Below are 14,372 nucleotides of genomic sequence, written 5' to 3'. Positions count from 1 at the left end.
TATGCTGATTTCAGTAACAGAGATCGATTATAATTTTACTTTCAGGTTGAAGCCAAAGGTAGACGGTGTCGGCATCTGGCCTACTTCCACACCGGTGAGTATACCTGTTCCGCTGGCTTGTGTGGCCACTTCCGGATCATAGATCGGGAAATCGGAGATGGTTGCCAGGTTACGTCCGTATATGGCGAGGCTCAGGTTCTGTATTTTGGTGCGGTTAAACCATGTTTTCGGGAAGTTGTATTCCAGTGATACTTCACGCAGTTTGATGAAAGAAGCGTCAAAGGAGTTGGCTTCGGTATTGTTCAGACGATAGTACTGCGCGTAATAGTCAGCCGGTCTTACTTTTACCGTGTTAGGGCTGAAAGAACCATCTGCATTCTGCACTACGCCTTCGCCGGTGATCCATCCTTCTTCTCTGCCTTTCAGGGTGTGTCTCAGCTTACCCTGTTCTGTCATTTTGTGATGGGAGTGGGAATACAGCGTACCGCCCAGTTGTCCGTCGATGGTGGTGCTTAATCTGAATCCTTTATAGGTCACGCTGTTGGTCCAGCCGGCTCTCCATTCAGGGTTGGTGTCGCCTACGTATTCTGTTACCTGCGTTACGCTGGGAATACCGTTAACGTAAATGATCTGGCCGTCCGGGGCACGCTGGAATTTAAGACCATAGAGTGCAGACGCTGTTTGGCCTTCTACGGCGGTCAGTGTAGCGCTGGAGGAGCTCATGATAGACAGTTTGCCGCCAAGGCGAGGATCGAGGCTCAGCACTTTGCTGCGTGTAGCCGCCCAGGTGATCGTGGTGTTCCAGCTGAAGTTTTTATTGCTTATCGGCGTGGCGCTCAGGATCAGCTCCAGGCCCTGGTTGCGTACTTCTCCGGAGTTCAGCAGTGCAGAGGCAAAGCCGGTGGCCCTTTCCAGCGGAACGGAGAGGATTTGGTTTTTGGTACGGGTGCGGTACACGGATGCATCGAGTTTCAGGCGATTCTTGAGGAAAGCCACTTCGATGCCGGTTTCCACGCTGGTGGATATCTCCGGTTTGAACTCCAGGTTATATAATTCCGAAGGTGCTTCCGCGGAGCTGGGGAAGCTGCTGCGGCCGTAGTATTTGGCTGTTCTGCCCGGCTCGGTGTCGTTACCTACCTGAGCGAGTGACAGGCGGTATTTGAGGTAGCTGATGGATTTAGGCAGCTGCACCATTTCGCTGATGATCATGCTCAGGTTGGCAGATGGGTAGAAGAAAGACCAGTTAGCTTCCGGCAGGGTGCTGGACCAGTCGTTTCTGCCTGTCAGGTCCAGGAAGATCATATCCTTGTAACCCAGGTTGACAAAGCCATACAGGCTGTTTACTTTTTTCCTGGAGTCGTAGGTGGCTACGAGAGGATTGCTGATGCCATTGGTCATTTTGTAGACGCCGGGTACCACGAGTCCGATCAGGGTGTTGTCTGTACGGTCGTAGCGGCTGCTCATGGCGTTACCACCGGCGGATGCGGTCAGGGTGAACTTGTCCTGCATCCAGGCATTTTTGTAAGACAGGAGGAAGTCGGTATTGATTTCCTGCGTATACACGGTTTGTTTAGTATAGAAACCTTGTCCGTAGCGGTTGGTGTCATAAGGACGGCGCTGGTCCCTGTTCTGATGGTTGGTGTTGATGCCACCGCGCAGCATGAGGGTGAGCTTGGGCGCCAGTTGAACGTCGGCTTTCAGGTTGCCGGTGATGGCGTTGCCACGCAGGCCGTTGGTAATTTCTTCCGCAATCACGAATGGGTTATCGATGAAAGAGCTGTACGGGCGGATCATACTAACGCCTTCTGCTCCTGGTTTCCATTTAGCCCTGTACCAGTCGAGGTCTACGTTGGGATTCTGGAAAATCATGAAGTAGGCAATGGAGTGGTTGTTGTACCCCAGGCCTGGCAGATTGTCGCTGGATTTATTGGTATAGTTTACCGCAGTAGACAGTCTGATGGCGTTAGACACCTTATATCCTGCGTTAACGGCAGCGGTTATACGCTCAAATCCGGTAGTAGGCATGATCCATTTGTTGGAAGAATGCGTAACGGAGGCACGGATAGAGCCGTCCTGACCGGAGTTTTCGAGCGACAGGGTATTGGTAACGGTACGACCTGTCTGCCAGAAAGATTTACGGTTGTCTTTATAAGGTTGCCACAGTGTTCTTTCTGCGCCGGTACCCATTTTAACGGGATCGTACTGGAAGTAGTATTGTCCGTCGAATTTAGGACCGAAGGCGCTGCTGCTGCCGCCGGTGCTGCGACCGTCTTCTGTAGCGCCGTAGGAATAATACAGTTCTCCTTTGGCGTTGTAGTTGGTTTTACCGTCGCCCTGGCCGTATTCATATTGCCAGTCGGGCCAGCGCGTGATCACGTCAAAGCTGGTGTTGTTGTTGAAAGAGATGCCCAGTCCTCTTTTGGCTTTAGCTCCGGATTTGGTGGTGATCAGTACGGCGCCGTTGGCAGCGCGGCTACCATACAAGGCGGTAGCGCCGGGGCCTTTCAGGATGCTCACACTTTCGATATCGTCGGGATTGATATCGGAGATGCCGTTGCCGAAATCGACCGGAACGTCGATAGAGGCTTCACCGCCCATGTAACCATTGGATGCGCCGGAAGTGGTGAGGCCACCATTTACCGGTACGCCGTCTACCACTACGAGGGCAGCGTTTCCGTTGGAGGTAAGGGAGTTGGTGCCACGGAGTCGTATCTCCTGAGAGTTAAGCGGGCCGCCGAGAGAGGCGATATTTAATCCGGCTACTTTACCACGCAGCGCGTCAGACCAGTTGTTGGGTCTGGCGTCCGTCATGGATTCGTCGTTAAGGGTTTGTTGTGCATAGCCCAGTGCTTTCTCTGCTCTTTTGATGCCGAGGGCGGTTACCACCACCTCGTTGAGCTTGCCGGTGGTCGTTTTCAGGCGCACATGCAGATTGGAGGCGTCGTCATTGAATACCAGCTGTTGCTTTTCATAACCCATCATGGTGATGAAAAGTGGTGCGCCGGGAGTAAGGGCTTTAATGTCGAAGGCGCCGTTTACGTCGGTGATGGCTACGAGCTTGCCGCCGGCCATGATGGCGGCGCCGGGAATAGGCTCACCTTTGTCGAAAGACTCCACACGTCCTTTCACATGGACGGGTTGTTGGGCATACAGGTGGCCCGAGAGCAACAGTACAGTAGCAAGGCCCAGTGGTCGCTTCAGATACTTTGTAAATTTTTTCTTCATGCTTTGACTGGTTTAAAAAAAATTTTAAACTGCAAAACAATAGCACCACTGTTATGGGCATATTAATAAATGTTTACAAAACCGTTAAGTTGTTGACTATCATCTTCATATAAATTTAACCGTGTGCATGGTGAAATTTTGATGACGATTACAGGTAAGGCAGCAGGAGACATTGTTATTTTTTTTACACATCTCTGTGTTATTTCCAACAATTTGTCAAATACGACAAGACTTGTCGTATCTTTTCATAAGCGTATAACATATATTTGTTTACGGCAAATGAGCAATGAAGTGAACAATGGCTAGAACCTTACAGTAGCACTACAGCCAGCATAATAGCGTGTCAGGATCTGAATACTTTGGAAGCGAGTTTACATATCAATCAACATAAACAACAGTTACCGGCTTTTGAAGGACTCTTCAAAACGTACTACGCTGCGCTCTGCACTTTTGCTTTTGATTTTGTAAACCGTCATGAGCTGGCAGAAGAAATTGTACAGGACACCTTCCTCAAAGTCTGGGAACGTTATGATGACCTCGACATACAGGTATCGGTAAAAGCATACCTGTACAGGGCTGTCCAGAATAATTGTCTTAACTACATTAAGCAGGACCGCATCAGGGCCCGCTATGGCCATGAGCTCTTACAACAGCTCGAATCCCGTATTACCTTAATGAACATGCCAGCCGCGCCTACTCCGGCAGAAAGGCTGGAGAACGCGGAGCTGGAACATATGGCCGAAAAAGCTATCCGTAAACTGCCACCACAATGCCAGGATGTATTCCGGCTAAGCCGCTTTGAACAGTTGAGTTATCCCGAAATTTCCCGTCAACTGGGTATTTCCGTGAATACGGTAAAAACGCAAATGACCCGTGCGCTACAACGCTTGCGGGACGAGCTGTTGCCGTTGCTGAAATAAATCAGGAAAATTTTTTTTCTTGTCTGTCACCCTATGGGGACTAAAAAATTGTCTTACTACTTGTTTAAAAATATGCAGCCTAACTATTCACCTGGGCAGATGGATGATCTGATCGCGCGATTCATGTCTGGTAATATTACGCCGGAAGACCAGCAGGAGCTGGAAAAATGGATAGACGCCAGCCCGGAGAACCGGGAATACTTTATACAGCTGCGGGATGCCTGGATGGCAACCGCGGCAACAGGTCCTTATGATCCGGAAGCGGCCTGGGAGGAAATGCGGCAGATCAATGCGCCGGTGTCTGTAAAGAGATGGAAACAGGTGCTGAAGGTTGCCGCCTCCTATACATTGCCATTTGTTTTGGGTGGGGGAGTGGTGTTTTCCTGGCTCACACTCAAAAAGGGACAGGGCGACCAGGGAAGGGTGACCGTTACCAGCCCGAAGGGAGCGACGACCAAAATAGAACTGTCAGACGGAACAGAAGTATGGCTCAATGCCGGCAGCAGGCTGGAGTACGCCTCTTCTTTTAATACCGCCGGCAGAGAAGTGAAGCTGGAAGGAGAAGCGTTTTTTAAGGTCCATACAGATCCTGCGAAACCGTTTACGGTCAACGCTTCCGATCTGAAGATACTGGCGCTGGGCACATCGTTTAACGTAAGGGCCTATCCGGAAGACAAAGGCGTGGTGACCACCCTGGTAGACGGAGCGGTCAGGATAGATGGCAGCAGTACGGCCAACCCATTCAAAATAATGCTAAAACCACATCAACATGTGGTGTATAAACATACCGCGGATCAACGGCCTGCCGGCAAAAGCAGCAGTAATTCCGCTATCACCCCGGCCCCGGTGGAAACAAAAGAAGTGAGCAACACGGATATATACACGGCCTGGAAAGACGGTAACTGGATCGTAACCGGTCAGACACTGGAAGAACTGGCCATCACCATGGAGCGCAGATTTAATGTAAACGTTGTCTTCAAAGAAGAAGAACTGAAAAACTACCGGTTCAACGGGACTTTCCGCCAGGAAACCCTGGAACAGGTGCTCAACATCCTTAAGCTGACAGCCCCTCTGGACTACAGGATAGAGGAGGGAACAGTAACCATCAGCGTGGATAAAGTATTGAAAGAAAAATATGCCAACGCACTGCGGAACGGTAAATAACCATGAAGCAGGTCAACAGAACAACGATTATTCAAACCTGTAAAAACCACTGCATGAACAGTAAGAACAACTGAAAAAAATTGGGGTAATGCGACTTACCCCAATCCAACGAAAATCACTTAGTGTGCAGTAGCCTTTGCGACGGGCGTTCTGCCGTAATTCATCGTTTAACTAAAATCTATACAAGTTTATGAAATCCACTCTAAACTTGGCGGCATTTCTTTGCCCCAGGCGAAAATTATTCCTAATGATGAGAATGACGGGATTGCTAATTTTCGGAAGCATTTTACAAGTATCTGCCACCATTTCCGCACAGGACCGAATTAGCGAACTACACGCAGAAAACAAAAGCGTCCGCGAGGTTTTCAAAATGATTGAAAACACCAGTAACTACCGCTTTTTTTACAATGAGAACTTCGCCGATCTGGACAAGGCAGTGTCCATTGACGTCAGGAACAAGAAGCTCAACGATGTACTTGGCCAGCTGTTTTCCAGCGCCAATGTCACTTATCGTGTATTGGAAAACAACCTGGTGGTGATCACCCCGGTGAATAACCAGCAGATGAAAATCACTGGTCGTGTAACCGATGCCGGCACACATGAGCCGCTGCCCGGTGTTACCATCGCGGTGGAAGGTACCTCAGGAGGCGCCGTAACCGATGCCAGTGGCCACTTTTCCGTACAGGTGCCCTCTGGTAATGCCACACTGGTGTGCTCCTTTGTAGGGTATGTGCAACAGAAAATACCGGTAAACAACCGCACAGAGATCAACATAAAACTGGATGCTGACACCAAAAAGCTGGAAGAAGTAGTAGTGATGGGTTATACCACCACCACCGTGAAAAACCTCACCGGTGCGGCACAATCCGTTGGTGGCGCTAAGCTGAAAGATGTACAGGCCACCAGCGTGGATAAAATGCTGCAAGGTAAAGTCAGCGGTGTATTCGTCGGTAACAGTTCCGGTGACCCCGCCGCTACGCCTACCATCCGCATCAGAGGTAACGGTACGCTCACTGCCGGCAACGCCCCGCTGGTAGTGGTAGACGGTATCATCGGTGGCCTGCCCAACCCCAGCGATATCGAAACAGTAACCGTCCTTAAAGACGCTGCTGCCACCACGCTGTATGGTGCCCGCGCCGCTAACGGGGTAATGGTAATCACCACCAAACGCGGTAAGGCCGGTAAAACACAGGTGAACTTCCGTACCAACGTTGGTTCCGCACAACTCAATACCGGACATTTCCACCTGATGAACGGAACGCAGCTCTATGACCTGCAAACAGCTGCCGGCAGAAAACTGGACCCTTCCATCAGAGACATCAATACCAACTGGCAGAAGCTGGCGTTCCAAAATGCCTCCAATCAGAACTATGAACTGTCTGCCCGCGGTGGTAACGAAAAAACCAAGTTCTATCTGGGCGGTAACTACTACAAAGAAGATGGTATCCTTAAAGGTACCGGCGTAGAACGCTTCAGTGCCCGCCTCAACCTCGACCACAACATCACCGAAAAACTCCGCGTGAGCGCCAACTTCGCAGCCGTACAGCAGCGGGACCGGGACAACTCCGGCGGATCGTTATATCAATACTATACCAACCTGCCATGGGACAAACCCTATGATGCAAAAGGTAACCCAATCAACCCGGTGAATACAGACGTTTGGTACGGCCGTGATATGACCAACTTCCTCTATGATCAGCAGTATAACTACGATAAACATACCAGACAATCCCTCGAAGGGTTGCTGAAACTGGAATATGACATCACCAAATGGCTGTCATTCAGCACCACCAACCGTGCGCAGTACTACCACGACCGCAACGAAAGCAATGGTGACGTGAGAACCGCCGCTGGTGCTGACGATCGTGGTAACCTGTACAACTATTATCTGGATACCACCGTGTACATCAGTTCCAATTTGCTGAAAGCCCGTTACACTGTCAACAAAGTACATAACATCGACGGACTGGTAGGCGCGGAATTCCAACAGATCAACTGGGGTAACATCAATGCCAAAGGAAAAGGTATCCTGGCCGGTAAAGACGTGCTGGGCGCCACTTCCTCTCCTATGTCTATCGGTGGTACCAAAATAGACCGCGTGTTTAATTCCTATTTTATTCAGGCTAACTATAATTACAACTACAAATACTACTTTACCTCTTCCTTCAGAAGAGATGGTTCTTCCAAGTTTGGCGCTAACCAGCAGTATGGTAACTTCTATGCTTTTGGTGTGTCCTGGGCTGCCTCAGAAGAGAATTTCATTAAATCCATCAAAGCGATTACCAACCTGAAAGTAAGGGCCAGCTACGGTACTACCGGTAACGCTGAAATCGGTGATTATGCCGCTATCGGCGCCTATGCGATCAATACCCAGTACAACGGCTTCCCGGGCGCTTATCCGAGCGTTTACAACGTGCCTAACCTCTCCTGGGAGAAAGCGTACAACACCAACATCGGTTTTGACCTCGGATTGTTCAACCGGATCAACCTCAGCGTTGACGTGTACCAGAAAGACAACAAAGACCTGTTGTTTAATGTACCGTTGCCCGGGACCGCCGGCTACAGCTACATTTCACAGAACGTAGGCGGTGTGCGTAACAAGGGTATTGAAATCAACCTGAGCACAGATAACCTGGTAGGCGAGTTTAAATGGAGTACTGATTTCAATATCGGCTTCAACAAAAACACCGTAAGGGACCTCTATGGTGGCAAAAACTATATCATCGATCCGTTGAGCAGTTCTTTTATCTTGCAGAAAGGCCAGGACATGCGTAGCTTCTATATGCGTAAATGGGCCGGTGTAGATCCGAACAATGGCAACCCCACATGGGAAAAAGTTACCACCGATGCTGATGGGAAAAAGACCGTTACCACTACCAGCAACTACAATGATGCCACCCTCCAGATCGTAGGCTCTGCAACGCCTAAATTCTTCGGCGGTATGCGCAACGTATGGTCTTATAAAAACTTCCAGCTTTCTGCCTTCCTGGCCTTCGTTTCCGGTAATGATGTATACAACAGCACCCGTGAGCTGATGGACAACGACGGTGCTTACTACACTTATAACCTGATGCAGCTGGATAAAGGCTGGAACCGCTGGCAGAATCCCGGAGACAACGCCACCCATCCGAAATATGTGATCGGCGGAAATAAAAATGCGCATAAACCCTCTTCCCGTTTCCTGGAAGATGGCAGCTACCTGCGCCTGAGGAATGTGAACCTGAGCTATTCTCTGCCTAAACAATGGCTGGACAGAGTGAAGGTGAGCAATGTGCGTGTATCCGTAGGAGGCGACAACCTGTGGACCGTTACCCGGTTCTCCGGTATCGATCCGGAAGTAGACGACCGCGGTATCAACGGCACCAAATACCCTTTCAGTACCAAATGGTTTGCCGGACTTGAAATCAATTTTTAACAGGGTGCAAAAAAGATATTCTCATGAAGCAGATAACTAAATATATTGCAGGGCTCTCACTGGTGGCTTTTACCGCCTCCTGTTCGCTCGATAAGGAACCATACAGCGGCATACCAGACGATGGCGTGCTGAAAGATGAAACCAAATGGCCCGCTGCCACCGCGGGTAACTATGCATTACTCAAAGAAGAAAACTTTACCCGTAACTATTTCCAGATGGGTGAGTTCCCCAGCGATGACGTGGCACTAAGCGGCGCCACCACCGACCCGCTGTTTTACTCTTATACCTACGGCCACCTTACCAATCAGGGTAATACCGGCCAGATGTGGCGTATGGGATATAAAGCCGTTACCGGTTGTAACAGACTGCTGGAAGTAATGCCGGAAGGCAAGTCCCCCGCGGTTAATGAGCTGATCGGCGAAAATCTGTTCATCCGTGCATTTGTTCATTTTGCACTGGTACGTTCTTTCGGCCGCCCATACAGCCAAAGCCCGGAAACCAATTTAGGCGTTCCCGTTGTCACCAAATACGATATAACGGCTATGCCTAAACGTAATACAGTGAAAGAGGTATATGCGCAGATTGTGGCGGATCTTTCCCGTGCAAAGGCGCTGATGAATGATGACAACAGCAACAGTTATGCCTCCAAAAGCGCTGCCATGGCTTTGTTGGCGAGAACGTATCTCTATATGGGGCGTAACGACTCTGCCGCTATTTACGCAGATTCTGTGATCATCGGTCGCAAGTATACCTTGGCCAGCACCGCTGAACTTCCCCGTTACTTTACCAAAAGCAACGAAAACAATAACGAAACCATCTTCGCCATTCACCATACTTTACAGGATGACCGTACCTGGAGCTCCATCGGCTCTATGTATTACATGTCGCCCGGTGGTATGGGTTACGGTGAAATCTATGCTTCTCAGTCCTACCGCACCCTGTTGGATAAATTTCCACAGGACGTACGTCATGCCTTTGTGCAACCGGTATACCTGAAAGCCCAGTCTGGTCAGGATTCTGTTGATGCTGGTGGAAACAAGGTAATGGCTACCCGCAACAATGTTCCCAAATGGTACATCCTGAAGTACTCTAACCAGGACAACGTACCGACCCTGAGCTCCCCGGTAGTACTGCGTTTGGCGGAGATGTACCTGATCCGTGCAGAAGCGAACGCCAAAATGGGAAAAGACCAGGAAGCACTGAATGATGTGAACATCATCCGTACCCGTGCAGGCCTGAGCGGCAACGCGCTGTTCTCTTCCGCCAACATGCAGGGTTACGCCTCCGCATTGGACGTGGTACTGGACGAACGTCGCCTGGAACTGGCCTTTGAAACACATCGTGTGTTTGACCTCTTCCGTAATAACAGGAATGTCTTCCGTGATTATCCCGGCGTACAGCCAGAGCATCCACAAACCATCAAATACACCGATGCAAGAGTGGTGCACTTCATCCCTGAATCAGAGATCCTGCTGGACCCCAATCTGATACAGAACCCGATACAATAACCGATAACAGGAAAGCCCCGTACCACGGGGCTTTCCCATTTATATAATTATCCGTGAAAATAACCGCCATCCTGCGTAAATTCAACCCCGCAGTGACCACATGAAAAAAGTAAAAATAATCATTGATGTATCCATCTAAACACCATGACCGCCTCGTGCGGAAAGGCATGATGCTGGCTGGTTTTACCTTTGCCTTCCTCGGCGCCGCCAGCGCCCAGCAGGTGAAATATACCGCCGGCAACAATAACTGGGATGCCGATTCTCTCGGTAATCACCGCGCCGTAGTAACTTTCAACGGCACAGCCGGCCCCGCCCGTGTCATTATTCCGTGGCGCCGGCACGATCAGCACCCCGAATTAAAACGTATCATCGTGCAGGACGCGCAGACCAAACAGCCGGTCAGCAATGTATTTCCCGTGTCTGTCAACCGCGAACAGGGCGATATCGTATTTGATCCGGTGTCTGGTAAAGGAACCTATTACATTTATTATCTCCCCTATAAAAACGAAGGAAGGGCCAACTACCCGAAAGGCGTATACCTGCCTGCGGAACCCGCTGGCAGCAATAACTGGGCGAAAACAGTCGCTGTTCCGCCCAGGCCTAATACCACGGTAAAAGAGCTGGAGGCCATCGATACGTTCAATACGTTTTATCCGATGGAAGTGATTGCCACGGCCGCTGAAATGAAACAGCTGCTGCTGAAGCATCCCGGCGCCGGCTACCTCGTGTTCCCGGAAGACCGTGCTTTCCCCGTCCGCATGACCCGCGACCTGCCGCAGCGCTGGATACAACAAGGACCTGCGCAATCCTTTGCCGGCCAGGCCGACAAAGGAGAGTACTATTCTTTCCAGCTGGGCATCTACGCCCTTCATGCACTGAAGCAGGTACAAATCAACTTCAACGATCTTAAAACAGCAGACGGAAAAACTATTCCGGCATCACAGCTGCATTGTATCAATACACACGGAACGACTTATGACGCACAACCTTTTACGGCTACCGTCAATGTTCCGGAAGGCACGGTACAGGCCATGTGGTGCGGTATCGACGTGCCGGCCGATGCCACCCCCGGTGTGTATAAAGGCGTGGTCACGGTCCATCCGGAAGGTATGCCCGCCATGCCGGTAAGACTAACACTGACCGTGACCGGCAAAACAGCTGTCAACAGCGGGTTTAACGAGCCATGGAAACAGACGCGCCTGAAGTGGCTGAATTCCACGCTGGCACAGGATAATTCCGTTATCGCGCCCTATACGCCGCTGGACATGAAAGACAGTGTCATCAGCCTGCTGGGCCGTAAGGTGGGTATTCATAAAGATGGTTTCCCCGCACAGATACAGACCTTCTTCACTCCGGAGATGACCTCCCTGTCCAATCAGGCGAAGAACATCTTCACAGAGCCGGTACACTTCCATTTCATCGCTGCGGCAGACGGCAAAGACCTGAAATGGAAAAACAACGGATGGCAGATCACCGGCAGGGAAGCCGGCAAAATCAGCTGGAAAGCCATTAATACCACCACCGGCCTGCAAATGGAAGTGCAGGCGGCGCTTGAATTCGACGGCTATATGGACTATACCGTGAAAGTGACTGCGCTGGAAGATGTTGCCCTGAAAGATATTACCCTTCACCTGCCTTTCGAGAAAGAAGCGGCCAAATACATGATGGGCCTCAATCAGAAGGGTGGTCTCCGCCCGGAAAAAATCGACTGGAAGTGGGACGTGCAACATAAAAACCAGGATGGCGCCTGGCTCGGCGATGTCAACGCCGGCCTGCAGTTTACGCTCCGTGATGAACATTACGTACGTCCGCTCAATACCAACTTCTATCTCCAGAAGCCTTTACTGCTGCCCGTTTCATGGGGCAATGGTGATAAAGGCGGGATCACTATCGGAGAGAAAGGGAAAGCTATTCTGGTAAATGCCTATAGCGGTGAACGCACGCTGCATAAGGGCGATACCCTGTATTTTAATTTCCATCTGATCATCACGCCGTTCCATCCTATCAATACAGACTTCCAGTGGAGCACCCGTTTTTATCATAAGTACAACAACCTGGACAGCATCAAAGCTACCGGCGCTACAGTGGTCAATATCCACCATGGTACTGACATCAATCCATGGATCAACTATCCGTTCATTGAATGGAAGAAGATGAAGGATTATATTGATGAAGCGCATCAGAAAGGGTTGAAGGTAAAAATATATAATACCGTACGGGAGCTGTCGAACCATGCCTGGGAGACTTTCCCACTGCGCAGCCTGGGCCATGAAGTGTACAGTGCCGGTAAAGGCGGCGGGTTCTCCTGGTTGCAGGAACACGTCGACAGTGATTATATCGCGGCGTGGTTTGTACCGGAATTCAAGGATGCTGCGATCATCAACAGTGGGATGAACCGCTGGCACAACTACTATGTGGAAGGCATGAACTGGCTGGTGCAAAACGTCGGCGTAGACGGTATCTACCTCGATGATGTGGCCTTCGACCGGGTGACCATGAAACGTATTAAACGAGTGCTCACCAAGGACGGGCATCCGGGTATCATTGACCTGCATTCTGCCAATCAGTACAATAAATCGGATGGGTTCATCAACAGCGGCATGCTCTACATGGAACATTTCCCTTACCTGAACAGGCTTTGGTTTGGTGAATATTTCGATTATGAAAACAACAATCCTGATTTTTTCCTGACAGAAGTGAGTGGCATTCCTTTTGGCCTTATGGGTGAAATGCTGCAGGATGGCGGCAATCCGTGGAGAGGAATGGTATATGGCATGACTAACCGCATGCCATGGTCTGATAACGCCGACCCGCGGCCTATCTGGAAAGTATGGGACGATTTCGGTATGCAGGGCACTAAAATGATTGGCTATTGGGTAGATAATAGTCCGGTTAAAACCAATAACCCGCAGGTGCCGGCAACGATTTACAGAAAAGACGGTGCGGTGTTGATATCACTCGCCAGCTGGGCTAAAGAAGATACAACGGTACAGTTGAAAATCGACTGGAAAGCATTGGGCATAGACCCTGCGAAGGCGGTGATCACTGCGCCGGCTGTACGTAATTTCCAGGAAGGCCGTACGTTTACGAAAGATGCGCAGATACCGGTTGCTAAAAATAAAGGCTGGATACTTATCATTCGATAATCATTTAGGCATTTTTTCATTTTTTTATTTGATTATTGGTGACAACCTGGGCTCCTCTAAATAATCAAATAAAAAAATGAAAAAATGCCTAAATGATTAGTAGCGTTTCCCGGGGATATCGTTGCGGAATGTTTCCACGCATTTCCGGTCCTGAAGGGTAACATACACGGTCTTGCCGTCTTTGTCACCGAAAATAAGGTTGCTGCAGTTTTTTCCTTTGAGGGGAACTTCGCGGATCAGTTCTCCTTTGGGAGAGAATATGGCGATCACGCCTTTACCCCAGCGGGCAATGTACAGGTTGCCGGCTTTGTCGCATTTCATGCCATCGAGGCCGAAGTCGGGGAAAGAGGTGAAGAGGGTTTTGTTAGAGACATTCCCGTTTTTGTCTACATCATATTTCCAGACTTTGCGTTGGACACTTTCGTTGACGTACAGTGTTTTTTCGTCCGGGCTCAACTCTATCCCGTTGGTGGTGCCCATGCCTGTTTCGAGCAGTACTGCTTTGCGGTTGGGGTCTATGCGCCATATCTGGCCGCCATTGGTGGCCCAGGCGGGGTCTGAAGCGAAGATCTGGTCTTTTTTATTGATGCAGAGGTCATTGGGTTGGTTGAACTGGCCGGAATGTACGTACACGTTGATTTTACGGGTTTTCATGTCTACCCGTAGCACATTATGCCCTTTGAAGTCGGGGAGAAACATATCTCCTTTGCTGTTGAAATTGACACTGTTACCTATACTGCTGTCGGGGAGCGTTACAAATATTTCCCCTGCGCCTGTTTGGGTGTTGATCTTGCCCACGGTGCCGTCTTTTTGGAAGTTGACCACATAGAAGTTACCGGCTTTATCGAAGTTGGGACCTTCGATGTTAACAGAGAACATATTTTCGGCGGTAAGGTCACGGGCCTGGTAGAGTGGGCGGTCGGTATGTTGGGCTAACGCGGAGAGGCCATGGCAGGCCATCAGCGCCATCAGAGAGAGGTGTCTTTTCATGAGC

The 14,372-nt window shown here is 50.0% G+C and carries 7 protein-coding genes; 5 read left to right on the top strand and 2 right to left on the bottom strand.

Features of this window, described 5'->3' with window-relative positions; all coding sequences use genetic code 11:
• Window positions 1-27: 27 nt before the first annotated feature.
• Entirely contained in the window at window positions 28-3,225 is a 3,198-nt protein-coding gene (locus ICL55_RS10225) for a SusC/RagA family TonB-linked outer membrane protein (protein WP_188096677.1), read from the bottom strand.
• Between the two features lie 359 nt (window positions 3,226-3,584).
• Here ICL55_RS10225 and ICL55_RS10220 point away from each other — a divergent pair, with 359 nt between their 5' ends.
• The 5 genes from ICL55_RS10220 (at window position 3,585) to ICL55_RS10200 (ending at window position 13,378) form a co-directional block, all read left to right on the top strand.
• Entirely contained in the window at window positions 3,585-4,145 is a 561-nt protein-coding gene (locus ICL55_RS10220; RefSeq protein ID WP_188096675.1) for an RNA polymerase sigma-70 factor, read from the top strand.
• Between the two features lie 99 nt (window positions 4,146-4,244).
• A complete protein-coding gene (locus ICL55_RS10215; protein ID WP_223151408.1) occupies window positions 4,245-5,309 on the top strand; it encodes a FecR family protein in 1,065 nt (354 codons plus the stop codon).
• Window positions 5,310-5,556: 247 nt separating this feature from the next.
• Window positions 5,557-8,724, top strand: coding sequence for a TonB-dependent receptor (locus ICL55_RS10210; RefSeq protein ID WP_223151406.1), 3,168 nt, complete (start codon window positions 5,557-5,559; stop codon window positions 8,722-8,724).
• Window positions 8,725-8,747: 23 nt separating this feature from the next.
• Window positions 8,748-10,232: a RagB/SusD family nutrient uptake outer membrane protein gene (locus tag ICL55_RS10205; RefSeq protein WP_188096671.1), complete on the top strand. Its 1,485-nt coding sequence runs from the start codon at window positions 8,748-8,750 to the stop codon at window positions 10,230-10,232.
• A 125-nt stretch (window positions 10,233-10,357) separates the two neighbouring features.
• The gene (locus ICL55_RS10200; protein WP_246496214.1) at window positions 10,358-13,378 is read left to right on the top strand and encodes a glycoside hydrolase domain-containing protein; all 3,021 of its coding nucleotides are present in this window, start codon (window positions 10,358-10,360) and stop codon (window positions 13,376-13,378) included.
• Between the two features lie 96 nt (window positions 13,379-13,474).
• On the opposite strand, the gene ICL55_RS10195 is transcribed toward ICL55_RS10200, so the two are convergent.
• A complete protein-coding gene (locus ICL55_RS10195; protein WP_188096669.1) occupies window positions 13,475-14,368 on the bottom strand; it encodes an SMP-30/gluconolactonase/LRE family protein in 894 nt (297 codons plus the stop codon).
• Window positions 14,369-14,372: the final 4 nt, after the last annotated feature.

It is taken from the genome of Chitinophaga varians (assembly GCF_014529945.1).
Lineage (GTDB): Bacteria > Bacteroidota > Bacteroidia > Chitinophagales > Chitinophagaceae > Chitinophaga > Chitinophaga varians.
This window is presented reverse-complemented; position numbering and strand designations above follow the sequence as displayed.